The 25,077-nt window shown below is 53.1% G+C and carries 25 protein-coding genes and 1 tRNA gene; 6 read left to right on the top strand and 20 right to left on the bottom strand.

Annotated features, from left to right (window positions below; genetic code table 11):
- Nucleotides 1-189 precede the first annotated feature (189 nt).
- On the top strand, nt 190-1,878 hold the full coding sequence (gene ettA, locus E0F26_RS04535; protein WP_279242861.1) for an energy-dependent translational throttle protein EttA: 1,689 nt from the start codon (nt 190-192) through the stop codon (nt 1,876-1,878).
- 17 nt (nt 1,879-1,895) lie between these two features.
- Here ettA and radA read toward each other — a convergent pair whose 3' ends face one another.
- Nucleotides 1,896-3,263, bottom strand: coding sequence for a DNA repair protein RadA (radA, locus tag E0F26_RS04530; protein ID WP_279242860.1), 1,368 nt, complete (start codon nt 3,261-3,263; stop codon nt 1,896-1,898).
- Between the two features lie 74 nt (nt 3,264-3,337).
- On the opposite strand from radA, the gene E0F26_RS04525 reads away from it, so the two are divergent.
- Both E0F26_RS04525 and E0F26_RS04520 read left to right on the top strand, forming a co-directional pair.
- The gene (locus tag E0F26_RS04525; RefSeq protein WP_279242859.1) at nt 3,338-4,369 is read left to right on the top strand and encodes a DnaT-like ssDNA-binding domain-containing protein; all 1,032 of its coding nucleotides are present in this window, start codon (nt 3,338-3,340) and stop codon (nt 4,367-4,369) included.
- On the top strand, nt 4,272-4,964 hold the full coding sequence (locus E0F26_RS04520) for a replication protein P (RefSeq protein WP_279242858.1): 693 nt from the start codon (nt 4,272-4,274) through the stop codon (nt 4,962-4,964). The genes E0F26_RS04525 and E0F26_RS04520 overlap by 98 nt, the downstream gene beginning before the upstream one ends.
- A gap of 1 nt (nt 4,965) precedes the next feature.
- Here the strand turns inward: E0F26_RS04520 and E0F26_RS04515 are convergent, their stop codons facing one another.
- The 8 genes from E0F26_RS04515 to rnr all read right to left on the bottom strand — a co-directional run bounded on the left by E0F26_RS04515 (nt 4,966) and on the right by rnr (nt 12,156).
- On the bottom strand, nt 4,966-5,325 hold the full coding sequence (locus tag E0F26_RS04515; protein ID WP_279242857.1) for an Hpt domain-containing protein: 360 nt from the start codon (nt 5,323-5,325) through the stop codon (nt 4,966-4,968).
- Nucleotides 5,306-6,688, bottom strand: coding sequence for a replicative DNA helicase (gene dnaB / locus E0F26_RS04510; protein WP_279242856.1), 1,383 nt, complete (start codon nt 6,686-6,688; stop codon nt 5,306-5,308). Before dnaB ends, E0F26_RS04515 begins: the two co-directional genes overlap by 20 nt.
- A 96-nt stretch (nt 6,689-6,784) precedes the next feature.
- Nucleotides 6,785-7,234 carry a 50S ribosomal protein L9 gene (rplI, locus tag E0F26_RS04505; RefSeq protein ID WP_279242855.1) on the bottom strand — a complete coding sequence of 150 codons (450 nt, stop codon included), beginning with the start codon at nt 7,232-7,234 and terminating at the stop codon, nt 6,785-6,787.
- A 49-nt stretch (nt 7,235-7,283) separates the two neighbouring features.
- Complete coding sequence (locus tag E0F26_RS04500) at nt 7,284-8,138, bottom strand: hypothetical protein (protein ID WP_279242854.1); 855 nt, start codon at nt 8,136-8,138, stop codon at nt 7,284-7,286.
- A 7-nt stretch (nt 8,139-8,145) separates the two neighbouring features.
- Complete coding sequence (gene rpsR, locus E0F26_RS04495) at nt 8,146-8,373, bottom strand: 30S ribosomal protein S18 (protein ID WP_279242853.1); 228 nt, start codon at nt 8,371-8,373, stop codon at nt 8,146-8,148.
- 3 nt (nt 8,374-8,376) lie between these two features.
- Complete coding sequence (gene rpsF, locus E0F26_RS04490) at nt 8,377-8,841, bottom strand: 30S ribosomal protein S6 (RefSeq protein WP_279242852.1); 465 nt, start codon at nt 8,839-8,841, stop codon at nt 8,377-8,379.
- A 118-nt stretch (nt 8,842-8,959) separates the two neighbouring features.
- A complete protein-coding gene (gene rlmB / locus E0F26_RS04485) occupies nt 8,960-9,703 on the bottom strand; it encodes a 23S rRNA (guanosine(2251)-2'-O)-methyltransferase RlmB (RefSeq protein ID WP_279242851.1) in 744 nt (247 codons plus the stop codon).
- Nucleotides 9,700-12,156, bottom strand: coding sequence for a ribonuclease R (rnr, locus tag E0F26_RS04480; RefSeq protein WP_279242850.1), 2,457 nt, complete (start codon nt 12,154-12,156; stop codon nt 9,700-9,702). The genes rlmB and rnr overlap by 4 nt, the downstream gene beginning before the upstream one ends.
- A 123-nt stretch (nt 12,157-12,279) precedes the next feature.
- On the opposite strand from rnr, the gene E0F26_RS04475 reads away from it, so the two are divergent.
- Nucleotides 12,280-12,366 (top strand) — tRNA-Leu (locus tag E0F26_RS04475).
- A gap of 245 nt (nt 12,367-12,611) precedes the next feature.
- On the opposite strand, the gene E0F26_RS04470 is transcribed toward E0F26_RS04475, so the two are convergent.
- From E0F26_RS04470 to E0F26_RS04440, 7 genes are all read right to left on the bottom strand, one after another.
- On the bottom strand, nt 12,612-13,340 hold the full coding sequence (locus E0F26_RS04470) for an SDR family NAD(P)-dependent oxidoreductase (RefSeq protein WP_279242849.1): 729 nt from the start codon (nt 13,338-13,340) through the stop codon (nt 12,612-12,614).
- 171 nt (nt 13,341-13,511) lie between these two features.
- Nucleotides 13,512-14,738 carry an acyl-CoA dehydrogenase family protein gene (locus tag E0F26_RS04465; protein ID WP_279242848.1) on the bottom strand — a complete coding sequence of 409 codons (1,227 nt, stop codon included), beginning with the start codon at nt 14,736-14,738 and terminating at the stop codon, nt 13,512-13,514.
- 121 nt (nt 14,739-14,859) lie between these two features.
- On the bottom strand, nt 14,860-15,303 hold the full coding sequence (locus E0F26_RS04460) for a DUF2147 domain-containing protein (protein ID WP_279242847.1): 444 nt from the start codon (nt 15,301-15,303) through the stop codon (nt 14,860-14,862).
- 183 nt (nt 15,304-15,486) lie between these two features.
- On the bottom strand, nt 15,487-15,684 hold the full coding sequence (locus E0F26_RS04455; protein WP_279242846.1) for a helix-turn-helix transcriptional regulator: 198 nt from the start codon (nt 15,682-15,684) through the stop codon (nt 15,487-15,489).
- The gene (locus tag E0F26_RS04450; RefSeq protein WP_279242845.1) at nt 15,681-16,103 is read right to left on the bottom strand and encodes a hypothetical protein; all 423 of its coding nucleotides are present in this window, start codon (nt 16,101-16,103) and stop codon (nt 15,681-15,683) included. Before E0F26_RS04450 ends, E0F26_RS04455 begins: the two co-directional genes overlap by 4 nt.
- A 215-nt stretch (nt 16,104-16,318) precedes the next feature.
- A complete protein-coding gene (locus E0F26_RS04445; RefSeq protein ID WP_279242844.1) occupies nt 16,319-16,786 on the bottom strand; it encodes a DUF2062 domain-containing protein in 468 nt (155 codons plus the stop codon).
- A gap of 259 nt (nt 16,787-17,045) precedes the next feature.
- Entirely contained in the window at nt 17,046-17,333 is a 288-nt protein-coding gene (locus E0F26_RS04440) for a hypothetical protein (RefSeq protein WP_279242843.1), read from the bottom strand.
- A 163-nt stretch (nt 17,334-17,496) separates the two neighbouring features.
- On the opposite strand from E0F26_RS04440, the gene E0F26_RS04435 reads away from it, so the two are divergent.
- Nucleotides 17,497-17,724: a DUF2835 family protein gene (locus E0F26_RS04435; protein ID WP_279242842.1), complete on the top strand. Its 228-nt coding sequence runs from the start codon at nt 17,497-17,499 to the stop codon at nt 17,722-17,724.
- Here E0F26_RS04435 and E0F26_RS04430 read toward each other — a convergent pair.
- Nucleotides 17,721-18,785, bottom strand: coding sequence for a phosphotransferase family protein (locus E0F26_RS04430; RefSeq protein WP_279242841.1), 1,065 nt, complete (start codon nt 18,783-18,785; stop codon nt 17,721-17,723). The genes E0F26_RS04435 and E0F26_RS04430 overlap by 4 nt on opposite strands.
- Nucleotides 18,786-18,925: 140 nt before the next feature.
- The gene (locus E0F26_RS04425) at nt 18,926-20,212 is read right to left on the bottom strand and encodes a DUF3422 domain-containing protein (RefSeq protein ID WP_279242840.1); all 1,287 of its coding nucleotides are present in this window, start codon (nt 20,210-20,212) and stop codon (nt 18,926-18,928) included.
- Between the two features lie 220 nt (nt 20,213-20,432).
- Here E0F26_RS04425 and E0F26_RS04420 point away from each other — a divergent pair, with 220 nt between their 5' ends.
- Nucleotides 20,433-20,708 (top strand): YciI family protein, encoded by a 276-nt coding sequence (locus E0F26_RS04420; protein ID WP_279242839.1) that lies wholly within the window; start codon nt 20,433-20,435, stop codon nt 20,706-20,708.
- Between the two features lie 196 nt (nt 20,709-20,904).
- Here E0F26_RS04420 and E0F26_RS04415 read toward each other — a convergent pair whose 3' ends face one another.
- Nucleotides 20,905-23,088: a carbohydrate binding family 9 domain-containing protein gene (locus tag E0F26_RS04415; RefSeq protein WP_279242838.1), complete on the bottom strand. Its 2,184-nt coding sequence runs from the start codon at nt 23,086-23,088 to the stop codon at nt 20,905-20,907.
- Between the two features lie 262 nt (nt 23,089-23,350).
- The gene (locus E0F26_RS04410; RefSeq protein WP_279242837.1) at nt 23,351-25,003 is read right to left on the bottom strand and encodes an AMP-binding protein; all 1,653 of its coding nucleotides are present in this window, start codon (nt 25,001-25,003) and stop codon (nt 23,351-23,353) included.
- Nucleotides 25,004-25,077: the final 74 nt, after the last annotated feature.

Genomic DNA, 25,077 nt, shown 5'->3' with positions numbered 1-25,077 from the left:
AATAATCCTCAGGACAACGGCTGAGTCACAGGATATCGAATGATGACAGCTGCGAAGTCACTAATTTTGGCCGTGTGACCACCAAAAGCTCGTCTCAAGCCCTGCCTTACCCCCTGCGTACGGGGTAGACTTGCGGTCACAGTTTGGGTGTGGAACCAACACCCGTATTTCTACAGAAAGGCTTTAGATATGAGCGACAACAAACACGGCAAAAGTGGGCAGTACGTCTACTCGATGAATCGCGTAAGCAAGGTCGTGCCACCAAAACGCGAAATACTAAAAGACATATCCCTCTCATTTTTCCCCGGGGCAAAAATTGGCGTCCTTGGGCTTAATGGCGCCGGTAAATCCACCCTCCTCAAAATCATGGCGGGCATCGACACTGACATCCAAGGCGAGGCGCGTCCGCAAGCGGGCATTAAGATTGGTTATCTCGCTCAGGAACCTCAGCTTAATCCTGATAAAGACGTCCGTGGAAACGTCGAGGAAGGTCTGGCGGAGGCAATCGATGCGCTGGCCGGGCTCGATAAGGTCTATGCCGCCTATGCTGAGCCCGACGCAGACTTTGATGCGCTGGCTAAAGAGCAGGCGCGTTTGGAGGACGTAATACAAGCGACAGATGCCCACAATCTTGAGACGCGCCTCAATGTTGCCGCCGATGCACTCAGACTCCCAGCGTGGGACGCTGATGTGACCAATCTATCCGGTGGTGAGCAGCGCCGCGTTGCACTCGCAAGACTCTTGCTGAGCGAACCCGACATGCTGCTACTCGATGAGCCCACGAACCACTTGGATGCCGAATCAGTGGGGTGGCTCGAGCGCTTCCTAGAAGGCTTTACCGGTACTGTGGTGGCCATTACCCACGATCGCTACTTCCTCGATAATGCTGCCGGTTGGATTTTGGAACTCGATCGCGGCCGCGGCATCCCTTACGAAGGAAATTACTCAACATGGCTCGAAGCAAAAGATCAGCGCCTTGCACAAGAGCAGCGGCAAGAGGCCTCCAGGCAAAAAGCCATCAAAGCGGAGCTCGAGTGGGTTAGATCAAACCCCAAAGGTCGTCAGGCAAAAAACAAAGCACGTCTTGCACGCTTTGACGAGCTGAACTCTCAGGATTTTCAGACACGCAATGAAACCAATGAGATCTATATCCCACCAGGCCCCCGCTTAGGCGAAAAAGTAATCGAGGTAGAGGGCCTTCGAAAAGTATTTGGTGATCGCCTGCTGTTTGAAGACGTAACATTCACCGTCCCTAAAGGTGCGATCGTGGGGATTGTCGGTGCGAACGGCATGGGTAAGTCGACGCTATTCCGCCTGCTAATGGGTCATGAGCAACCCGATGGTGGCTCAGTAACCGTGGGCGAAACGGTCCAGCTAGGCTACGTCGATCAGTCGCGGGACGAACTCGATGGCTCTAAAACCGTATGGGAAGAGGTATCGGATGGCCTAGATATCATTCGAATCGGCACCTACGAGGTACCCTCGCGCTCTTACATTGGCCGATTCAACTTTAAAGGGTCAGACCAACAGAAGTTCGTCAAAGACCTCTCAGGGGGCGAACGCAATCGATTGCACCTTGCGAAACTACTCAAGCAGGGCGCCAATGTATTGCTACTCGATGAGCCCACCAATGATCTCGATGTCGAGACACTGCGCGCGCTCGAGGATGCAGTGCAGGCCTTTCCCGGCTCAGCTATGGTGATATCGCACGACCGATGGTTCCTCGATCGCATTGCCACCCATATTCTTGCTTATGAAGACGACGGCTCAGTTATTTTCCACGAAGGTAACTATGCCGAATATGAGGAAGACCGTCGGGCGCGTCTTGGCAGAGATGCCGAGGTACCGAGCCGGGTAAAGCACCGAAAGCTCATGTAATCGAGGCGGCACCGCACTCAATCAAAGAGTGCGATCGCCTCGTCAAGCCTCGACACGGGTTGAATCTTAATGCCGGGGATATCTGTCCGCGGCGCATTTCCCTTCGGGACGATTGCGCGCTTGAAGCCGTGCTTAGCTGCCTCTGCAATCCGCTCCTGCCCACTCGCAACGGGCCGGATTTCCCCTGTAAGGCCCACCTCTCCAAAGACAACCAGGTCTTTTGGAAGCACTTTATTTCGAAGGCTCGACACCACCGCTAGCAGGAGCGACAGGTCGCCACTGGTTTCGGCAATCCGTACACCACCCACCACGTTCGCAAATACATCTTGATCGCCGACATGAAGACCCACATGACGGTGCAAGACCGCAAGCAGCATTGCCAGACGATTTTGCTCGAAGCCTACAGCAACTCGACGGGGGTTACCCAAATTACTGGCATCAACCAGAGCCTGAATTTCAACGAGCAGTGGACGCGTACCCTCCCAGACCACCACAACCACTGTTCCCGGCGCAGGCGTCTCGGCCCGCTCCAAGAAAATAGCTGAGGGATTAAGGACTTCTTTAAGTCCCACGTCAGTCATCGCAAACACGCCCAACTCATTGACCGCACCAAAGCGATTTTTCTGGCCTCGGAGTGTGCGATAGCGAGAGTCCTGCTCACCTTCAAGCAATACGGAGCAATCGATCATGTGTTCGAGTACTTTGGGACCGGCAAGGCTTCCGTCTTTTGTGACGTGACCTACTAAAATTAATACGGTGCCCGTTTGTTTTGCGTAGCGCGTGAGTAAAGCCGCACAATCTCGCACCTGCGCAACACTTCCGGGCGCCGACGTGAGTGCGTCGCTGTGAATCACTTGAATCGAGTCGACAACCAATACCTTTGGCTTATGCTTTTGTGCGGCTGCCAGAATTTCGTTTACGTCCGTCTCAGCCATCAATTGAAGCGCGTCTGTTGCAAGTCCCAATCGCTTAGCCCGCATCGCAATCTGCTGAGGTGACTCCTCACCGGTCACATAGAGCGCAGGGGCCTGCGCGGCCAACTTGCACAAAGTCTGTAGAAGTAGCGTACTTTTTCCGGCACCCGGATGGCCACCAATCAAAATGGCGGACCCCGGTACAAAGCCGCCGCCCAGAACACGATCCAGCTCAGCGAACCCAGAACTGAATCGAGGGAGATCAATCAAATCAATATCGGCGAGCTTCTGAACAACTGCCGTGGTTCCGGCAAACCCGCCGCGCGACTTTGGACTAGCAGCGCTACTTGTCCCCGCTATGCGAACTTCCGTGAGTGTATTCCAGGCGTGACAGGCTGAGCACTGCCCCTGCCACTTGCTGTAGTCCGCGCCACAGTCATTACAGACAAAGGCTGTCTTAGTTTTTGCCATAGATCACTCCGACGGGGGTGCCCAAGCACCCCGAAACCGCTATGCTACCAGACCAAGAGTCATAGCTAACATCCATGTCTAATCCTCAATTCATCCCCGAGCGGTACTGTACGTTTTCTGCGCAACTTGCAGCCACCATTGGTCTCGAGGAAGCGGTGTTGCTGCAGGGTTTGAGTCACCAATTGGGAAGTGGCGCCGCAGAAAGTAAAACAATATCCGTTCCCGCCCTGTTAGCAGAATTCCCGTTTTGGGATGAAATAAAAGTAAATCGGCTACTTCAGCGTCTTGTTGAGCTCGGCATTATCGCAGCGACTCCCACCTCGGATCCCTCGATATGGTCTACCGGTGGGCACCGTCAGAGCAGAGCGGCTGTACAGACTCACAACACGCAGGCGTGGCGCCCAAGCGAACACGTCATTGACCTCCTAAATTTGAACCACGGTTTAACGCGGGACTACATCCTGTCACAGTTAAAAAGCTTCGATCGCACGGGCGACCCGAAAGCGTATGACAGTCGATTCCGACAACATGTTTTATCTGAGTGGCGCCACAGTCAGAGGCATCCGGCCTTTGATATCAAAGAGCCACCAAAATTCGATAATCAATGGCAACCCAGTACCGACGCACAGGAAATTCTCGTGCGGGCGGAGATACCGGCGTCGTTTTGCGACAGCCTAAGACCTGAATTTATTCTGTACTGGAAAGAGCGCGGCGGCGCACCCAAAGACGTAAACAGTAAATTTATTCAGTTTGTCAGGCAGCGCTGGGTTCGTCATGAGAACAGTATTCAACACAGCACCTTGCCCGAGCGACTCAGTCCCCAGTGGCGACCCAATGAAGCTGTGTATGAAACGCTATCATTGTCAGGGATAAGTGAGGATTACGCCGATTCCGTACTAAACGAATTTGTTGTCTACTGGGTCGACAGCAATGAGGTGCACACATCGTGGAACGCGAAGTTCTTACAGCATGTAAAATACCAATGGCAACGCCATCAGGAGCAGACAAGTGGCAGATCAACATCAGGCGGGGGAACTAGCCCAACAGATCGCACGAAAGACCGCAGCATCTCCGACGACCTCAGCGATACCAGCTGGGCGGGCTGAGACAAAAACAGCCGACGATGCCGGCCTTGATACTGACTTAGTCGAAGCGATCAATCAGGTTTTTGCGCTCTTTCGTTTGAACTATCACAATCAGTACTACGCAGCCTGGTCTGAGGCTCAGCAACTGGGGCAAGTGAAGCGTCTTTGGCTAGAGGCCTTAGGCCATTTTTCTAGTGATTTAATTCTGATGGGGGCTCGACGCGCCATCGAGGGAAGCGAATACCTACCCACCCTCAACCGTATGCTGGCCAGTTGCTCCGAAGCGCTCGGTGAACTTGGCTTACCAACGGCGAGTGCGGCTTATGAGGAGGCCTGTCTCGCACCCAGCCCAAAAGCAGAGGCGACGTGGACGCATCCCATCGCCTACCTGGCTGGCCGCGATGCTGGATGGTACCTACTGGCTAATCACCAGCGGAGCGAGGCATGGCCCACTTTTCAAACACACTATAACCAGTGGCTTCGTCGTGCGCTTGCGGGCGAAACCCTCACGATACCGGAGCGCAAAGCCATCAGCGCAACCCGTGAGGAAGATGCAATGTCGATGGATGAAAGAAAAGAAGCTCTGTCCGCCCTCAAAGAGCAGCTCGGGTTCTAGTTCAATAGCCCTGTTCGGCTACATAGTGCTCTAAGGCGACCCGCTCAGCGTCGAGTGCCTTTATGAGACCCGCCGCTTGATCAAGCTCCCCCGCTGCCATGGCAAATTGCAGCAGCTTCGCAATTTCGGAAAGTTGAGTGGCTTGCGCATTCCCGCAGGTTCCCTTTAACCGGTGGGCTAATGCGCGGATAGGCTCAGCCTGGTCACCCGCTTGGAGTGACTTTAACTGCTCGATATCACCGAGAATTTCCGCCCGAAACTTATCAAGGATCATGCTAACAAGGTTCTCGTCACCACCTAACATGACTCGAAGCGCGTCGAGATCGATCGGTGGGTGTTCGCTAGGCACCATAGTGCTCATAGTCCCCCCTCGCTAGATTTTCAAACCGCGTAAACTGCCCTTGGAACGACAGTCGGCAGGAGCCAATAGGGCCGTTTCTCTGTTTGCCGATAATAATTTCAGCCACGCCCTTATCCGGCGAATCCTCGTTATAAACCTCATCGCGATAAATGAACATGATGACGTCGGCGTCCTGCTCGATCGCCCCTGATTCACGCAAATCTGAGTTCACCGGACGCTTATTCGGTCGCTGCTCCAGCGAGCGATTCAGCTGCGATAGTGCCACTACCGGCACCTTGAATTCTTTGGCTATCGCTTTAAGGCTCCGCGAGATCTCGGAAATTTCGGCCGTTCGCCCTTCGCCAGAGCCCGCAACGCGCATGAGCTGAAGATAGTCCACCATGATCATGCCTAAATCCCCTTGCTCACGGACCAGTTTTCGAACGCGAGAGCGAAGCTCAGTGGGTGTAAGCGCAGGCGTATCGTCAATAAAGACCTGTGTGCCTTTTAATTTCTCGGTAGCACTGGCGAGTTTCGGCCAGTCATCTTGCTCTAGCTTACCTGTGCGCACGCGCGACTGATCAATGCGACCCAACGACGAGAGCATACGAATTACCAGCTGCTCTGCCGGCATCTCCATCGAAAAGACCATTAGCGGGCGATCGCTGGCAAGTGCCGCGTTCTCAACAAGGTTCATAGCGAATGAGGTTTTACCCATCGACGGGCGTCCAGCGACAATGACCAGGTCTGAAGGCTGCAAACCGGATGTCATGCGGTCAAGATCAATGAACCCGGTGGTCAATCCAGTGATATCACCACCGGTGTTGTAGAGCTCCTCGATACGATCGATGGCGCCTTTGAGCAGACCTTCCATCCCTTGAGGGCCACCGGCTTTTTGACCGCTCTCGGATATCTGCATGATGAGGCGCTCCGCCTCATCAACTAACTCCTCGGAGCTTCGGCCTTCGGGGTTGAAGCCAGCAGACGCAATGTCTTGAGCGGCATTGATAAGCTGGCGAAGCACCGAGCGCTCTCTGACCGCCTTGCCATAAGCACGAACGTTAGAAGCTGTGGGGGTTTGCTCAGCAAGCTCAGCAAGGTAGGTGTGACCGCCAGCGGCATCGAGCTCACCAGTTGCTAGCAGCCTGTCTGAAACCGTAACAACGTCGACCGGCTCGCCCCGATCAACCAAAAGTGCGATCTGACGAAATATAGCCCGGTGCTCTGGACGGTAGAAATCTGACGCAGCAACGACCTCGGCTACCCCATCCCAACTGTCGGATGAGATCAGCAGAGCGCCAATCACGGAGCGCTCGGCTTCAATCGACTGCGGTTGCAGTTTTAGCTTGGCAACATCCCAATCGGGATTTGATGCTGTCTCCATATCAACTCTTTACCGATGACGCCGTGTTGATCGATCCGGATCTAATCCGGCGGTACAGCATGCCACAGTTCAGAACTGTGGCGTAAGAGACATTCGTTATTCAGCGACGACTGCGATGTTGGCTGTCGTTACCACGTCCGCATGAAGCTGAATCATGATCTCGTACTCACCGAGCTCACGAATCGCCCCATCAGGGAGTCGTACCTCGGCTTTATCGGCATCACAACCCGCCGCTGTCAAAGCGTCCGCAATGTCACGCGTTCCGATCGACCCGAAGAGCTTGCCTTCTTCGCCCGCTGTCGCTGCAATTTGCAGCTGCTCCAGCGCCTGGATCGCTTCAGCACGCTTTTGCGCAGCGCTTAGAGTTGCGGCGGCGGCCGCCTCAAGCTCCGCACGACGCGCTTCGAACTTTTCGACATTCTCAGCCGTGGCAGGCACTGCTTTTCCTTGTGGGATAAGGAAGTTACGGCCATAGCCTGGCTTCACATCAACACGGTCACCCAATCCACCAAGGCTACCTACGTTATCGAGCAGAATTACTTCCATCGTATTTTTCCCTCTACTTTGAGCACACTGTGCCCAACCTTCTCTAAACTCATTTCGGCTTCACTCGGCGTCCCAAATCGAGAAACGCATCCAACAAAACCGCTAATAACACGCCGACTTTTAACCCATCGACGATAACCCAAAGCACATAGCCAATCGTTAGAAACGTACCACCCAACTGCTGGCGCTTTGCAATATGGTGAAACAGTCCAAACCCAGCCAATGTCACGGGAATACCCGCCAACGCAGACCACGCGGCTGTTTCGCTACCGCTGAGTGCTCCCGCCATAGCGACAAGCACAAGTAAGGCCGTCAAAGCACCGGGCAATTTAAGTGCCCTAAACTCCTCACCAAATGCACCTGGTTTGAAGAGCGCCGACTGCCAATAACGCCCCAGCAACAAACTTAGAGACGCCAAAAATGCATTACCAGTCGCCATCAAACCTGCGACCTGATTTGCCGTGGGCCGCAGCGCGCTCAAGGAATCACCGGTCTCAGGCGATTCGCTTTGCAGTGCGGCTATCCATGCATCGAGCATCGATAACATGGCCTCCAAAAAGGCCGTATTAAAGGTCAGTAGCACAAAACCACCGACGGCCGATACGGGGATTATTGCGATAAGCGCGAGCGACAAACTCAGCGTTTGCGCAAGCACCACAGCACCCACATATACGGAGAGCAGCAAAAAGCCGGTCCCGTAGTCCCCGCTCACCCAGCCCAACAACAGAGCAGGCAGCAAGGCCCATAAAGCGACCCACGTTCCATTGCGCATTCCCTGTGCCATGGTAACGAGGGCTATCGCCGCCGCACTCATAGGAGCGGCGATAACAAGCACTGAGCCAAGAACAGCTACCGCCAGCGCTTGCCAGCGACCGCGCATGATAAATTCAGCGAGGCCGCGCATCACAGTTTTACTGGTGAGAATCCGTGTACGGCAAGAGCGCTAAGTAGCGAGCGCGCTTGATGGCCGTAGCCAACTGACGCTGGTACTTCGCTTTTGTACCCGTAATACGGCTAGGTACAATCTTTCCAGTCTCACTGATGTACTGCTTGAGTACTTCTAAATCTTTGTAGTCGATTTCCTTTACGCCTTCGGCGGTGAAACGACAGAACTTTCTACGTCGGAAAAAACGTGACATCGATTACTCCTCCTCTGCGCTATCGGTTTCGGCGGGCGCTTCTTCAGCCGCCTCGTCAGAAGCCGCTTCTTTAGCCACTTCGGCTTCAGCTGCTTTCGCTTCAGCTGCCTGACGCTCTTGATAACGCGACTTTCGCTCACGATCCTCTTTCTCGGACTTCATAATCAGTGACTCTTCCGTCACTGCTTCGTCACGACGAATAACAAGGTTACGGATGACCGCATCGTTGTAGCGGAAAGTAGTTGTTAGCTCTTCCATGGCCTCATTGGTGGCCTCAACATTCATCAATACGTAATGCGCCTTGTGAATTTTGTTGATGTGGTAAGCGAGCTGTCGGCGACCCCAATCTTCTAGACGGTGAACTTGCCCGCCATCTTTGGTGATCACATTGGTGTACCGTTCGATCATGCCCGGTACTTGTTCCGACTGGTCCGGATGGACCATAAAGATGATTTCGTAGTGTCGCACTAACGATCTCTCCCTTCGGTTGTAGCTGCCTGACAAACAGTGCAGCAAGGAGTTAAGGCTCTAAGAGCCCGGCTAATTGTGAGGCGCGGAGTCTACAGAGCCGCAAACAAGAATGCAATTACCCGCCACGACGCTGTCGGACCGCCTCAAATAAGCAGATTCCGGTCGCAACCGATACGTTGAGACTCGAGACATCACCCGCCATGGGGAGTTTGACCAAGAAGTCACAAGCCTCTGTGGTCAGTCGGCGCATACCGGGACCCTCTGCTCCCATAACGAGGGCCGTGGGAATCGACAGATCCTGGTCGTAGACAAGCGTGTCGGCATCGCCTGTCGTGCCGACAATCCAGATACCGAGCTCCTTTAATGACCGAAGCGTCCTGGCAAGATTTGTCACGCGCACAAGCGGTATCACCTCAGCGGCGCCGCTAGCGACTTTCCTCGCAACGGCATTTAGCTCAGCGCTGTTGTCTTTTGGCACAACAACAACTGCAACTCCCGCGGCGTCTGCAGATCTCAAACAAGCACCCAAGTTGTGGGGGTCGGTTACACCGTCTAAGACAAGAACAAGCGGGCAAGTCACGCCAGCCAGAAAGTCAGTTAGATCGCGCTCTGTTAAGGCGTTAGTGCCCTGGCGAGGCTTAATAATGGCCACCACACCCTGATGGCGTTCTGCCACAGCCGCATCGAGATCAGCTTTGGAAACACGATCGACACCTACGCCCTGATTCTGGGCAAGTGAGAGCAGACCCTGTATCCGCTTATCATTGCGGTCTGATTGCACGGAGAGCGAAATAATCCGCTCTGGCGAACGGCGTAATAAAACGTCTACAGCATGAATACCGTAAGCGAGATCGGTCACGAATCGCGCCCTCGGCGCTTTGGCGCACCCTTAGATTTTGAGGCCTTTTTCAGCGACTTTGCCGGCTTAGACCCTTTTTTTGCCGACGTGGAATTCGACGAAGTAGAGGACTTACTCGACTTCCTCCCCCCTTTCCCCGCAGTCTTGCCGCCGGGCTTCGACCGCCTTGAAGGGGCGCCTTCAAAGGTTTTAGAGCGATTGCGTATCGACTTCTTATTGCCGCGACGACCCGCACCGGGCGTCACCTCGCCGACAATCTCTAGATCAATTTTGCGATCATCGAGATCAACACGTGCAACCTGCACTCTCACCGCATCACCCAATTGATAGGTCTTGCGGGTGTGCTCACCCACGAGTCGCTGCGACGCCTGATCGAAATGGTAATAATCAGAAGGCAAAGCGCTAATGTGGACCAAGCCTTCCATGTAGATATCCGTCAGCTCTACGAACATACCAAAGCGAGTCACGGAGGCCACAACCCCAGCAAATTCATCGCCAATGTGATGACGTAAGTACTCGCACTTTAACCACAGGTGAACATCCCGCGTCGCATCATCGGCACGACGCTCAGTCATCGAGCAATGCTCTCCCGCGGCAACAAGGTCTGTCATGGTATAGGGATAGAGCTCTCGGCTTTTTTCTTTGGACAGCTTCCTAGGCGTAGCGCCCGAGCTTGTTGCCAAACGCTTTATCGCTCGATGAACGAGCAGATCAGGATAACGACGAATGGGGGACGTAAAGTGCGCGTAAGCGTCATAATTAAGACCAAAGTGGCCTCCGTTATCAGGCTTATACACAGCTTGGCTCAAAGAGCGAAGCAGCATGGTTTGAATTACCTGCGCATCATCGCGCTCGACAAGTCGCGCTAGAACACTTTGATAGTCCAGTGGTGTGGGGTCCAACCCACCCGGCAGATCTAACGCCAACTCGCCTAAAAAAGTGCGTAACGCTTCCAATCGCTCTGCCGACGGTCCCTCATGAACTCTGAACAGACCTGCGAGCTCTGACTCCTCGAGGAAGTTGGCGGTTGCAACGTTTGCAGCGAGCATGCACTCCTCAATGAGCTTATGCGCATCGTTACGATTGACGGGCACAATGGCATCGATTTTTCGGTTTTCATCAAACAGAATTCGGGTTTCCACCGTCTCAAAGTCGATAGCGCCGCGTGTGGCTCGCGCCTGGCGTAACACCTTATACAGTGCGTGCAGTCTGAATAGGCCATCCAATCTTTCTGACGCCACACCCTCGCAAAAACCGTTCTCAAGGACCTCGCCAACCTGTGTGTACGTTAATCTCGCATGCGAATGAATAACGGCTTCGTAAAAGGTTGATTCTACGACTTTGCCGTTGGCGTCGATGAGCATCTCGCAGACCATAGCGAGGCGATCAACGGCTGGTTTTAAGGAGCAAAGTCCATTTGAAAGAACCTCGGGAAACATGGGTACAACGCGCTCTGGAAAATAGACGGAGTTGCCACGGTTAAAGGCCTCTTCATCGAGGGCGCTTCCAATCGGCACATAGTGACTGACATCAGCGATTGCCACCCAAAGGCGAAAACCTGCTCCCTCGGATTCACAGTACACCGCGTCATCAAAATCCCGCGCATCTTCACCATCAATCGTGACGAGCCCTAATCCACGAAGGTCAACACGGTTTTTTTTGTCTGACTCCGACGGTTCATCGCGCAAAGCGCCAGCCTCCGACAACACTGTATCGGGCCATTCATTGGGAATATCGTGTGCGCGAATCGCGACATCAATCTCAAGCCCGGGATCTAAGTGATCACCCAGAATCTCCTCAACCTCACCTTTTGCACCCAAAACCTCGGTGGGGTAACCGGTTATCTTGACGCTGACCAACTGGCCTGATTTCGCCCCCGCTTTAGCCTTAGGCGGTATCAGCACGTGATTGCTGATCCGTCGGTTGTGTGGAAGTAGGTAGCCAATACCGCCCTCTTCCATATAGCGGCCAACTATCGAAGAGTGGGCGCGAGTGAGCACCTCGACAATCTGCCCTGACGGCCGACCTTTGTCGTCATACCCCGACTCGGCCACCAACACCTCGTCCCCATCAAATACCCTGAACATTTGACGACTGGATAGAAAAAAGTCGTCACCCTCCTCAAAGGGTGAAGCGAAGCCATAGCCGTCGCGGTGACCGATCACTTTACACTTCACAAGGTCCATTTTTTTGGGAAGTCCCAGCGCACCGCGACGCCCAGAGATCACCTGTCCATCGCGCTGCATCGCGCGCAACCGCTTTTGCAGGGAAAACAAATCACTGTCATTTGTAATGCCGAGTGCCGAAGCCAGTTCCGACATGCGCATCGGCACATCCCGCTCAGCCATTACATCGAGGATGAGCTCACGACTCGCAATCGGCTGATCGTATTTGTTTGCCTCGCGCGCTGCTTGAGGGTCCGTTAATGTCTGTGACTTGGAGGTCTTTTTCAAATGTCCGCCGATGAGGGTAACAAGGAGCTGAATTGCTCTTTGTTATACGCAGAGTGTACGGGCATGAGATTGACAAATAAATGTCCAAGCCGTAGCCTCGCGATCCTTCGTTTTACCTTACCTGCCCAGGTGGTGAAATTGGTAGACACGCTAGCTTCAGGTGCTAGTGCTCGCAAGGGCGTGGAGGTTCAAGTCCTCTCCTGGGCACCAAACTAAAAATTTTTCGAACCCACACTTTGCCAATGCGAGTTTCGCGCCTCGAAAACCGAGAGGACTGTTCCAGCTGCGCGCGAGAAGCGCTTGCGTTGGTTGGCTCACAGCCGTGCCGCGCTAAACCTCCACTTACACTCTCCAGCGCCCCAAACTTACCACCTACAAAGTAGCTCTCCTGAGAAAAAATGCGCCGCGAGACAAACGCCGACATAACTGCAATAACGATACCGCTCGCGGGAAACCTACCAACTCTCTTTGTAGGGTCTTAGGTCAAGCTCATGACTCCAGGCCGAGGGATGCTGCTGATGTAAGGCCCAGAATGCTTGGGCAATTGCCTGTGGCTCAAGCGCGCCGTCATCGCCCAGTGCATCGAGGTAGTCTGCAAAACGACCGCGTACAATGTCACCATTTACAACGCCATCGATGATCACGTGGGCGATGTGAATACCTTGCGGACCATACTCTCTCGCGAGTGCTTGAGCTAAGTTACGAAGTCCGGCTTTTGCGACCGCAAAGTGTGCGAAGTTGGGACGCCCTCGCATCGAAGCCGATGCGCCTGTAAAAAATAGCGAGCCGCGGCCTTGCTGCTGAAGAATGGGGAGTGCTAACCGAGCGGTTAAAAAGGCGCCAAAGCAACCGATTCGCCAAAACTCGTCGAATTGCTCAGGCGTCAGGTCGGAAAACTTAATGGGTAGGTTGCTACCCGCGTTATACAAGACCGCAGCGAGGGGTTCACCGCGCTGGCTTACCAAATCAAATACTGCATCTTGATCCTTACCCGCAGTGACATCGGCGATGACAGCTTCCGCAGAGCCACCCTCGCGCTCGATCGCTTCAACAATTCCGTCGAGCTTTGACTGTGTCCTGCCTGCAACCACGATGTGGTATCCGTTGTCAGAAAACTGTTTGGCCAGAGCCCCCCCAACACCCGCAACTGCGCCGGCACCCATAATCAAAACCGTCTCGGTCATATCTATCACCTTTTGTGTGCATTGCATCCCGGCACGCTTTTTCCATGCGTGTCGACTAAAACCCCCATTGGAGCCAACGCTTTGTCTATTGGCTCATCGTGAACACATACTCCTCATAAGCCCCTGTAAATGAGATCTTTCGAATCGATTCACTCATTGTTTGCCCAAGCGTCAGAGTAGGTCCCCGCCTGCCGCCATGGCTGTCGTTCCGTCCCGCTCGAACGCACGAAGCACATTTTTTCCCACCTTCCAGCGATGGACTTCATCGGGCCCGTCGACTAACCGCTGACTGCGGATCGAGGTGTACCAATCGGCAAGCGGCGTATCGCGGGAATAGCCAAGCGACCCGTGCAATTGAAGGGCCGTATCGACGACCTGATGAACCATGTTGGCGAGAAAGATTTTGGCAATGGAATTTTCCTGGGTCATATCGAGCCCATTTTCAGCTTTGTAGGCGATATGCATCAGCATCAAGCGCGCTTTGTAAATCTCCGCGGCACAGTCGGCCAACATAAATTGCACACTTTGACGATCTGATAATTTCTTCCCAAAGGTTTCACGCTCAAGTACGTGCTTGGCAGCCATATCCAGGGCGCGCTGCGCCTTGGCTACGTTGTGCATGCCATGGCGCAGCCGGCCGTAGCCCAGACGATGCTGACCCATATTAAACCCTTGACCCCGACCGCCGAGGAGATTCTCTTTGGGTACCACGAGGTCTTTGATTTGGATTTCGCAGTGCGCTGCACCCAATCGCTCTCCTAAGGGGGTATGCCGATGCATGGTGTCGATATTTCTTAAAATATTAAATCCTGGGTTAGGCAGCTCAACAATGAAAGTGGAGAACTGTTGATGGCGCGGCGCATCAGGATCCGTCTTCGCCATAACGACAGCGATGTCAGCGACGTTCGCCGACGAGATATACCACTTGTCACCATTCAAAACGTAGTTATCGCCCACCTCAACGGCAGACGTTTTCATGCCCGTTGCATCGGCACCTCCACCCTTTTCGGTCATCGCGTAGCAAACGCGCTTCTGGCCCTCAACAAGTGGCTTTAAAAACTTCTCGTGCTGATAGGCCGTCCCATGACGAAGTAGGGTCATCATGGTGGCATCGTCGGGCCCCTGCGTATTTAGGGCGAGCGCACCCAGCATGGATTCGCCCAATTCCATTTGCACCAGCGCATTCGCCAGGGGTTTTAGACCCATGCCGCCCCACTCGATGGGAAAAAATGGACACCACAAACCTTGAGCCCGCGCCTTAAGACGCAGCTCCGCCAGAATTTCATCAAATGTATCAACGTTCAGATTTTTCTCAGCGGGTATACAAACGCTCTGCACAAACTCGCGAACCTGTGCTCGAACCAGCTTAGTCTCATCTGGAATTTCGAAATCAATCATGGTTGCTGCCTCGTTATTATTTTTTAATGAGGCTTAGAGTATGACCGGTTCGACTGCGGATAAAAGCAGTAGTTTTAGAGCGGTCAATATCTGTTTAGGCGTGGCAAGGTAATGACACAGGTCATTGGACTACGTCTTCTCGCTCCCCCACCCGCGACCAATCCACAGAGCGGCGAAGAAAGCCAAACTTTACTGTCATGCGCAGCGTCTGGTCATCGGGCATAGTAATCGTGACCTTTTTGTATCCGTCCAATTGGGGCACAAATACTTGACCTTGCCAGATACCCGGCTCGTCCGTCGCAGCTAAGTCTTTAACAACATGAAACCCAACGGTCTCAGGCTGATCATCGTTTCGCAGGGCTATGCCAGTCCCTGCTTGGAGCAATACCTCAATCCAGACAGGGTCCTCGGGGTGTTGCCAATATCCGTCAGGCGTCTGAGCGATCTGGGCTTGCGCGCTTACCGCAGACAACATTATGACGATGGCAGGGGCAATGCGTCCGTGCAGCGATATCAACTGAGCGGCTTTGATTGAGAGGCGACGGTACAGTTGGTACAAAAACATGGCTTCACACGGCTCCGAGGATTTTTTTACTTTCGCTGATTGAGCACCAACATACCATCGTGACCGACTGAGACCCACTCTCTGCAGATTTTTAGCACCACCTAACATCTTAGATTGCCGCGACGAGCTACCTGTCCAGACGTTACTGCTAAAACCTAGCTAACAGGGCGTCGAGACTTCCCGTTACCCTTCATCCGGCGTGAATATCGCCTCGATAGTCATATCGAACACCCCCGCCAATTTAAATGCCAAGGGAAGACTGGGATCGTACTTATTTTTCTCAATAGCGTTGATCGTCTGGCGTGTGACACCTAGACGATCTGCAAGCTCTGACTGAGTCCAGTTTCGCTCCGCCCTCAGAACTTTAAGCCCATTCTTCATTCAGCCGTGCGCTTTAGCCACAACACGACGACAGCACCAAAATAAGTGATGCCCATAACGAACAGAATATTTGATGGACGCGCATTGGCAAGCAGGTTTGCAGTTTCGAAGCTCACATAAGCAACAGTAAAAATCATTGTTACGCCAAGTGATAACGCCATGGCTTCCAGGTGTGTTTTACGCTGCAACTCGTCCATGCTCAAAAGGTGCTTATAAAAAGCAAACAGCATCAAGATTCCAGCCACAACATTTACCAATATCGCTACCTGACTCTCTGAAACACTGTATGCCCACAATGAGCTGGGCCCAAACGCGGCAACTGCAGTTGTAGCGACCCACGCCGCCGTACAGACAAAAAGCAGTCGCATTGTTCGTCGCAAGTCCTGCTGTAAGGAGCTGCTCTCGCTAATGTTGGTCATTTTAGTATGGCTCTTTTTACAAAAAGTAAAGCTTACTTTACATTATTATCAATGCCCAATGCAAGCACCGAGGTATTCATGGCCACGCCCGCCCGCACCTAAGATCGGCAAACGCCGCTTAAACAGGATAAGACTGAGGGGGCATAAGTCCACAAGGCAGAGCCGCGTTTACGGAAGCCGGGGCGATCCAAACAGCTTACAACCAATGCCGTGAGCTAGGGTTTCTGTTTGTAAAGCGTTCTGAGCAAGATGACTTGAAAGGGGTAATTCAATGCAACCGATAAGGGAATGGCGGTGACCACCCAGGCAGCAAAACCCGCTGCGAGTGATTGCCCATAGGTCTGAAGCGAGGCGTAGAAATCCTCGTTGAACATTGAGGCAATCTCGGTCGGACTTATCGCAACGCTCTCCATACCCAACAACCACTCACCCGCCCTAATATAGGGTATGAATAAGAGAATCTGAGCGGGGTAAGCAGCCCAATTTGCCACCTGTATTGCCACCTGATTCAGCCTAAGCATCGCAGCAATTAATACGGCGAGTAGCGAGGAAACTCCTAGAAGAGGCGTTATGCCAAGTACAAACCCGATAGACAGCGCTTGAGCCATTTTCGCGGGCGTAAGTCCTGCATTGAGTAATTGCTTGAGCGGCTTGATGACGCGCTCTTTAAACACGTTTGCCATAAACGATGACGTCCTTGGCCAATCTAATCACAGAAAGCCTTCCGCAATATGAAAACTGATACGCCTTCAAAGATTCAATTATGAAGGAGATATTATTTATAGCTACTGACCTATTAGCCGCACATCGCTAGGGCAACAGCGCTAACGCTCCGAGACAACCGCAGCGAATCAATCGCTGTCCCTGCGTTAGCCATATGAATTCATAGGTCGAGTTGTCTCGCGACGAATGAAGGATGAAAGCCCACGTCCAACAAGCACTCTATTGCAGTGTATCTGCGCTCATGATCGACGAAAGCTCTATGGCCCGATCTAGGATGGTCGTAACTTGCAGCTCGACATCAGGGGTGAAGTGAAAGCCAAGAAAGGCGCACCTGCCGAGCTCGATACACCCCATCATCACCGCGCCCTCGTCAGTGCCATCGCCCATCATTTCAGCAACACCGTTGAAAAACAGATACTGGTCAAGCTCGCCTGCGGCCATCAAGCTCGCACACAACGCATCGAGGGGCGTTTTAATTTGCGCTACGACTAATTCAGAAAAATCCACGCTCTATCCTAATCAGGCTGAAATACTATTTGGCACGTCACCGGGAAAACTAACCTCTGAACAAGACACAACTTGTTTAAGAAGACAGTACGCGATTGAGTCTTAGTGCATTCTGTCTCTCAATGTGACAATGTTTGAATGTCCGTATCACCACTTCTCGAGCATGACGCAACACGCATCCACATTCTCAATAAGTCTAAGTTATGACGAAGCAAAGGTCTTCTACACAGGAAGTAAGACACGCATTCAGGTGACGGCCTTTGACGGTAAGACCATCAATCTTCCCTGGTCCGTTTTACAACCCTACTTCTCTGGGTCGGGCGTACAAGGCCGCTTCGCTATTACTTACGACAGCGCGGGAAAGCTGGTTTCAATCGAGCGTGAAGACTAATTTAGGCGAGCGATCGCGCGTTCAGCACCATCGAGTGCTTTAAGAATACCCTCACGCAAGCCCTCCATATCAACGCCTTCGGTACTCTTTTGCCCAGCGCGATAGCGTGCGTATACGCCGTGTAAAATCGCCGCGGTCTTCCAATGATTAAAGCCCACGTAATAGTCTAATAACTCAACCGGGAAACCGGTCCGCTCAGCATACCGCTGTGCCAACTCGGCTCTAAGAGGAAGGCCAGGCACCGCAGTGGGGGCCGTTGGCTCCAAGTAAGGATCGTCTTCCTCCTCAGGCCATGCTCGCAGCGTGTAACCCAAGTCTGCGAGCGGGTCGCCCAATGTCGCGAGCTCCCAATCCAGCACAGCGGATACCTTTGAATCGCTCGAGAACAAGCAGTTATGCAAGTAATAATCACCGTGGACGACACTGGCGGTGACTTGCGCGGGCTGATTTTCAAGAAAGTAATCTTTAAATTCATGCGCCCTCGGGTCGTCCAGCTCCGCGTAATCTACGGACGCAACCCAAGATCGATACCAGGCTTTTATCTGACGCCCGATGTAATCCTCTTTTTTACCCAGCGATGTCAGTCCAATGGCGTCAGGGTCGAGTACGTGCATATCAGCCAATGTGTCGATAAACGAATAAGCCAGCGTTGTGCGCTGGTGTTCTGGCACCCACTCCAACGTGTCTTCCACCTTAAATAAGGGCCGCCCGCCGGCAAATCCCATGATGTAAAACATAGCGCCAGTGACAGACAGGTCATCACAGAAGCCAATTGGCTCGGGAACGGGAAATCCATGAGGTGCAAAGGCAGCAATGAGCGACCATTCTCGGTTCATGTCGTGCGCTTTCGGGAGCAGCTCGCCCATGGGTGGGCGCCGGATGACCGCTTTCTTGCCGGAGGGATCCTCTAGTCGATAGGTCAGATTAGAATGTCCGCCCTCAAGGCGCGTCCAAATGAAAGGGGGCTTGAAGTAATCGGTGTTCTCAGAAATCCAGGCCTCAACAGCCGGAATGTCGTAACCTTCCGCAACGCGAGTCTCGGCATTTGTATTCTTATTCATCTTACAGCTCATCGATTTTTAATTGCCTGAGCAGATCGTACTTACGCCAGAGCTGGCTGCCAATCGGAATTAGCCAATACACGGAATAAGCCAACACAGGGAATAAGGAGATTGGCGGGACTCTATCTCGCCCAATTATGCTACTTCGAGCTGCGGGTCACCCGTTTGCGTGTCCAGCGGGTAAGCCCCCAGACCGAGAAGAAAACAATAGGGGCTGTAATACCGAGGACGATTTTTGGGTTCACATCGATTAACTGTGCGGCAATACCCGCTTCCAACATAATCTCCAGCAGACCCATGGCGTAATAACTAATAACGAAGGTAGAAAAGCCCTCTACCGCCTGCTGCAAGCGAATCTGCGTCGCTGAGTGATCACCCATCGTTTTCATCATCGCATGACTCTGCCGCGTGCGGATGAGATCCACCACCGAGCTCTGCAACGTGATAGCGCGTGTCACCCGTTGGGCGAGCTCCTCGATTCGTCTTTCTGCAGCCTCACAGGTACGCATTGCGGGTTGGAGCGTTCGCAGCAAGTAGGCGGAATAGCGCAGCTGCGGGAGTCCGGTATCCTCCCGCAAGTCAGCTAACCGCTGCTCGACTATTCTCGAATACGCACGCGATGCAGCGAACCGATAGCTCGACTCGGCAGCAAGATGCTCCATACGGGCCGACATATTCGAAAGCTTCATAAATAACGATTCGTGGTCAGTATTGTCAGACGACTGCATGAGTTCATCCATGAGCGGCTCGAGTTCTTTTTCAAGCTGATTGAGTTCAGCCATTGTCATGCGAGCAACAGGTAGCCCCTCGACCGCCATCAGTCGATAGCTCTCTGTCTCCAACACGCGCTGCAGCAATCGACCGACCGCCGTGTCGGGCAGCGAGTGATCAATCAATACGATGCGGCAGTAGCCCTCCGCGTCGAGATGGAAGCTGGTCCAAAGCGATGCTTTACCATCGACAACCGGGCCGCCATAAATCTCATTGGAACCCAGGCTCGACCGGATGAAGTCCATATCGAGCTTATCCACCGATTGCTTCAGCACCTCCACATTGACGCCACAAACAAGCTCACCGCTAAAGACGGTCTCCACTTCGTTTGGCGCAAATTGATTTGCCGACTCACCAAAGAGTGGCGCTCCATTACCCGGCACCAGACAAGTAATCGAGTCCGCCTCCGTGTGCCCCTCCCACTTAATGAGCGCTGATCCCAATTGAGCCAAATGGTAGCGACTACCCTCGCTCGGACCTGGCTGGCTGTGCCGCGCACAAAGCTGTGTGAAGGCGTCTCGACTTTCCGTCGCTTGTCCGGATCGCTTAATGACCTGATGAGTACACCGAAAGGGGGCCGGCATCGTTGCGACCGGCCGCGCATGCCACTCATTATTGAGTTGCAGACGTGACACAAGGGATTCAGATGAAGACATGTGGGACCACCGGTGCGTGACGAGCGTAATTAACAGTCAGCGATTTTCTGCACAAAGAAAGCCGCGACCGCCTCCGCAAGACAGTACGCACTCTTCTTACTTCCGGATGGTTGATCAGCGGCGATCTCACAGCCGGCAATATCGCACACCCGAGGTTTAACTGATCGGGCAAGCGAGTAGAATCACCCCGTCTCACTATGACTTTGAACTCGGAGTACACATGCTTTACCACATCCTGTGCACGGATAAGCCCGGACATTTGCAAACTCGTCTCGATAACCGCGAAGCACACCTTGCCTATATAAATACTCTAGGTGAGACGCTATTCGCAGCAGGTCCGCTGCTTAATGATCGTGATGAAATGGTGGGCAGCGTTCTCATTATCGACTTTGACTCTGATGACATTGCGCAAGCGTTTTGTGCTGACGACCCCTACGCTCTCGCCGGCCTATTTGAAACGGTGAAGATAACGCGCTGGCGAAAAACACTGCCGTGACACTTTATGCGTCAGCGTAACTGCGTTTTTTTTCGTGCTGAAATGCCCCTTGCTCAGCTAGCCATGAACGGGATCAGATGCATGAACTGTGATAGGCCACAGCCGTCTTCGATTTCTGATTAAAGGCCAATAACGCTGGCCCATCTGCCGACTTATTGATGCCGATATGAGGTCATCAATGCCCTCAAAGTGGCGCTTAATTAAACAAGTCAAAGGTATGCGAAAATTTGAGGATCCACTCGCGACGCTTTTCTGTGAACATCCCAACATCCTCATCACGCATTTCGTTATAGACAAGATAAAACCCGGCATCTGCCGATGTTAACCAGGCAAACCGCAGGTTGGCGCCAACCACGTCAGTTGCGTCGTTGTACTGAAAGAGTGCTTGAAGGGATATTTGCGGACTGAATGAATATGTCATACGCAACGACCCGACATTGATACGAAGCTTCTCGGGGTTGCCCGGTCGCTTTAACTCATTAAGTGTCCAACCCAGCCGCGCATTAAACACCTCACCCACACGATAATTAATCGCAGGCGTCACCTGCACTCGATCCCCGCCAAAGTATCCGCCAATCTTCGCGGTCACGCGCATAGAAAGGGGCTGACTATCATCTGTGATGAGCACCAACTGCAGCTCCTCATCGTCGTAATCCCCCGCTGCGACCTCGTAGCCCGGAGCAAATTCAAAAGACTCACGGACACCCTCGTGCAGGAAGTTAACACCTGTGTGAATCTCGAAGCCGGACTTCCACTCCCAGTGGTTATCGACATGCCAAAAGCCTGTTTCGTAGAGGCCATCACCACCCCACCAGCCGCGGTAGGCAATGTGTGGCCTCATCTCAAGGAGGTTATCCCAACTGGCGTCACGCCAACGATTGAGTCCAAAGATGCCAACACGCGTGTAATCTTTGCGGCGAAGGAAACCGACTTCAGGATTAAAGTTCTCGCCAACATGCGTCACGCTACCGGCAAAAGACCAAGCCTCGGTATCGCTGGCAGCCGCCAGTCGAACCGCCATGTCGTCGCCACTGAGCCCAGGCGTGTCCGTCTTCGCAACGAAACCAGAAAGGAGTGCATCGTCACCAAGGCCTAACTGCCCATCGACTGCATAGGTTCGGTTGTAATGATTGGGACCGCCGTCGAGCGAGCCATTTTCTTCTTTATTGACGACGAGGAAGCCAAGGCTTGAGCGGTTATCAAATTCTTGACTCACACGCGCAACGCTAAAGTCGGTTTGCGGAGCGACACCCGCCACCTCATCGGCTTGCATATGTAACAGGCCCACGTTGGTAGCATCGCCCACCTTGCCTGAAAGTCGCAGGCCACCCTTGATGGGAATCGCGCTACCGTCACCCGCTATACCAATGCGTCGACTGAAGAAAAGCTCCATCTCACCAGGATCTCCCACCGTGAATTGCGCAGAGTTCTCTAGGAAAAAAGGGCGCTGTTCAGGTAAGAATAGGCTGAAGCGATCAAGGTTTATTTGGAATTCATCAACTTCCACTTGCGCAAAGTCGGTGTTGTACGTCGCGTCCAACGTCAAGCTCGGCGTGACGCTGTATTTAATATCAAAGCCGCCATCTTGATCACTCAACGAGGCGATTCTATTTCCGGTTCGCTCGCGCCCTAAGAGATAGGGTGTAATCTTGAAATTTCGCATAGCGGGCGCTTCTATACCCGCCACCCGTCCCGCATCCGCGAGCCGTGACAAGCTGTATTGGCGTGAAATAGGTGCCCAGTATGCGATCTCATTATTGCGACGAATTGTTCGCTGAAAGTTAAAGCCCCAGGTTTGCACATCCTGATTACCAAAGCGTAGCGAGCGAAAGGGGATTTCGAACTCAGCAGACCAACCATAATCACCAATATGGGTAGCAACACGCCAGTTCGTGTCCCAATTGAGGTTGAAACCACCACTCCCCATCATAGAGCCACTGGCTTGGCGACTTACCTGCGCGTCGTACTCAATTCCTGCAGGGTTAGTGCCAAAGACCAGTCCATTCTGCTGATCCATGAAGCTGTCGATAATGAAGCTGACATTATCACCGTTCTCAAGCGACGCATCGCGGCGGCTATCCGCCATAATGATGCCCGAGGGGTCACTGTCATAGGCCACAATACCGACATATAGGGTCGTTTCCGTGTAGCCAATATAAACCTCTGTCTCTTGGGTTGAGCGCGTCCCCTCTATCGGGCGCTGCTGCCAGAACCCACTGAGTGACGGTCGGTCCCACGCGGCATCGCTGAGCACCCTTCCGTCGAGGGTAGGGACTGTCTCCAAACGAACAGCCTGAGCACTGGGCGCAGCGAGCACGCCAGGGCTTTGTCCAAAGCCATACATGCCTATCAACAAAACGAGGAGGTATCGAAAAACCACTTACAATCAATCCATGGGTCAGACAGGGAGACGCGCCAATGTCTTGCACATTCCAAACAGTTATAAGGATAGCACCCAAATGGTGCGCCTGTGCGAGATTTCAGCCTCAGCGACAGACCAATGGGAGTAAATTGTCACATTCGCAGGGGGCACAAAAGGTAAGCCCAGAGTCAAAGGTAAGCTGGGAGTCAGAGGTAAGCTCGGAATCGTCCAGAGTGCTAGCGCTATGACTCGTTAACCGACCTGGTCGAGTCGACTAGCCTTAGTGCCACTCTACAAGCAACGTTTTCTGCTCTGCGGACGCAACCGCAAGCCGGGCAGCGAAATGCCCAAATCGCTCTGAGATTTGATCACGCTTAATTTTCAAAGTCGGCGTTAGCACGCCGTTCTCGATGCTCCAAGGCTCGTAGCTCAAAATAGCACCGCCCATGCGTGCGTGTTTGTCGAGTGTTGCATTGATGGTTTCTAAGGTCTGCAGCACCGATGCTTCAATTTCTGTCTTAGGTGCATTGCGCATTGTCTGGGACACGACTGCCACCATGACGGTTTTCGTCATACCCAATCCCAACAAACATTGCTGCTCAACATGCTTGTTACCAGCAAATTGCGCTTCGATCGGCGTCGGCGCGACAAACTTCCCTTGAATGGTTTTGAAGTACTCTTTGATTCGTCCTGTGAGATAAAGGAACCCGTCTTCATCCTGCCTAAATCGATCACCCGTGTGTAGCCAACCATCCTGAATGAGCTCAGCTGTCTTTTCGGGCTGCTTGTAATAGCCCGGCGTGCAACCATCGGCTCTGATGGCGAGCTCACCCTCGTCGGTAATCTTGATATCAACGCCCGGAAGCGCCTTACCCAGCGATCCGAGGCGGCGCTCCCCCTCGCGACTAATGATCAAACTCATTGCCTCGGTTTGACCAAAGCCCTCCATTAAGGAAATGCCCACACTGTCCCACCAAGTCATAAGCGGCGAAGGTAAGGGCGCTGAACCCGTCAGATGAAACTCACACCGGTCGAGCCCCAAGGCAGCTTTTACCGTAACGGCCATTTTTTGAGGGTCCGCGGCCTGCGCCGAATCAAAAGCTTCGCGACCGCCAAACTTTGCAATAACGGCTTGCTGCAGCTGCTCCCAAACGCGAGGCGCCCCAAAAAAGAAGGTAGGACGAGTGCGCTGCATATCGCGACCTAAGTGCACTAAAGCCTCGTTAAAACTTACCGGGGCACCTCGGCAAAGTGCCGTAAACTCGATGACTTGGCGCTCGGCAAGATGCGATAGGGGCAAATAGGAGAAATAGCTGGGCTCAGCCTCAATACCCAAAAACTCACTGCCTCGCCTGATGGGTATGACATTGCTATCGTGGGTTTGTATGACACCCTTGGGACGACCCGTTGTTCCAGAGGTGAAAATAAGGGCGATCATGTCGTCGTGCTTGGGCTGGAATGCCGGCCTTTCGCCGTTACCCTCCGCCACTAACTGATCCCAGCTCAGGGACGCCTCAGGTATACCCACGCCCGGCAAACTAATAATATCGATATCGTCAGATAAAACAGCTCGAACACTTGACCAGTTTTCCGCCTCGCCGACAAAAATGGCTTTCGCCTCGCTGAACTCAGCTATGTATTGGGCAACGTCAGCATTGAGCGTCGTAAAGAGACCCACACTCACATTCCCCGAGGCCATGATCGATAGGTCGGCGAAAAACCAGTGTGCGCGATTACGAGACAAGAGAAGTATCTTTGTGTCTTTGTCGTACCGGCGCTCTAGGGCTGCAGCTACAGCATAAATCTGCCGACGACTTTCGGACCAAGAGTAGTCGTCGCTGCCCTCACCCTTTAAATCGCGCAGCCATATTTCATGAGGCTTCTCCTCAGCCCATTGATCGAGGTAGGCCATGAGCGTGTCATGTTCAAGCATGCTGTCTCTCCCAGTATTTTTATTGTACAGCGCACGCATTTAAACCGAGGGGCTGCCGTTTCGTATCAACGAGC

The sequence above is a fragment of the Candidatus Paraluminiphilus aquimaris genome, assembly GCF_026230195.1.
In the GTDB taxonomy this organism is placed as follows: domain Bacteria; phylum Pseudomonadota; class Gammaproteobacteria; order Pseudomonadales; family Halieaceae; genus Luminiphilus; species Luminiphilus aquimaris.
Note: the sequence above shows the minus strand (reverse complement) of the source record. Positions and strands in the feature narration are given on the sequence as shown.

Excerpts from the sequence above, each read along its gene's own strand:
- ettA (WP_279242861.1), top strand. The coding sequence starts at position 190 with ATGAGCGACAACAAACACGGCAAAAGTGGGCAGTACGTCTACTCGATG.
- radA (WP_279242860.1), bottom strand. The coding sequence starts at position 3,263 with ATGGCAAAAACTAAGACAGCCTTTGTCTGTAATGACTGTGGCGCGGAC.
- E0F26_RS04525 (WP_279242859.1), top strand. The coding sequence starts at position 3,338 with ATGTCTAATCCTCAATTCATCCCCGAGCGGTACTGTACGTTTTCTGCG.
- E0F26_RS04515 (WP_279242857.1), bottom strand. The coding sequence starts at position 5,325 with ATGAGCACTATGGTGCCTAGCGAACACCCACCGATCGATCTCGACGCG.
- dnaB (WP_279242856.1), bottom strand. The coding sequence starts at position 6,688 with ATGGAGACAGCATCAAATCCCGATTGGGATGTTGCCAAGCTAAAACTG.
- rplI (WP_279242855.1), bottom strand. The coding sequence starts at position 7,234 with ATGGAAGTAATTCTGCTCGATAACGTAGGTAGCCTTGGTGGATTGGGT.
- E0F26_RS04500 (WP_279242854.1), bottom strand. The coding sequence starts at position 8,138 with ATGCGCGGCCTCGCTGAATTTATCATGCGCGGTCGCTGGCAAGCGCTG.
- rpsR (WP_279242853.1), bottom strand. The coding sequence starts at position 8,373 with ATGTCACGTTTTTTCCGACGTAGAAAGTTCTGTCGTTTCACCGCCGAA.
- E0F26_RS04470 (WP_279242849.1), bottom strand. The coding sequence starts at position 13,340 with ATGACCGAGACGGTTTTGATTATGGGTGCCGGCGCAGTTGCGGGTGTT.
- E0F26_RS04465 (WP_279242848.1), bottom strand. The coding sequence starts at position 14,738 with ATGATTGATTTCGAAATTCCAGATGAGACTAAGCTGGTTCGAGCACAG.
- E0F26_RS04460 (WP_279242847.1), bottom strand. The coding sequence starts at position 15,303 with ATGTTTTTGTACCAACTGTACCGTCGCCTCTCAATCAAAGCCGCTCAG.
- E0F26_RS04455 (WP_279242846.1), bottom strand. The coding sequence starts at position 15,684 with ATGAAGAATGGGCTTAAAGTTCTGAGGGCGGAGCGAAACTGGACTCAG.
- E0F26_RS04450 (WP_279242845.1), bottom strand. The coding sequence starts at position 16,103 with ATGACCAACATTAGCGAGAGCAGCTCCTTACAGCAGGACTTGCGACGA.
- E0F26_RS04445 (WP_279242844.1), bottom strand. The coding sequence starts at position 16,786 with ATGGCAAACGTGTTTAAAGAGCGCGTCATCAAGCCGCTCAAGCAATTA.
- E0F26_RS04435 (WP_279242842.1), top strand. The coding sequence starts at position 17,497 with ATGACGCAACACGCATCCACATTCTCAATAAGTCTAAGTTATGACGAA.
- E0F26_RS04430 (WP_279242841.1), bottom strand. The coding sequence starts at position 18,785 with ATGAATAAGAATACAAATGCCGAGACTCGCGTTGCGGAAGGTTACGAC.
- E0F26_RS04425 (WP_279242840.1), bottom strand. The coding sequence starts at position 20,212 with ATGTCTTCATCTGAATCCCTTGTGTCACGTCTGCAACTCAATAATGAG.
- E0F26_RS04420 (WP_279242839.1), top strand. The coding sequence starts at position 20,433 with ATGCTTTACCACATCCTGTGCACGGATAAGCCCGGACATTTGCAAACT.
- E0F26_RS04410 (WP_279242837.1), bottom strand. The coding sequence starts at position 25,003 with ATGCTTGAACATGACACGCTCATGGCCTACCTCGATCAATGGGCTGAG.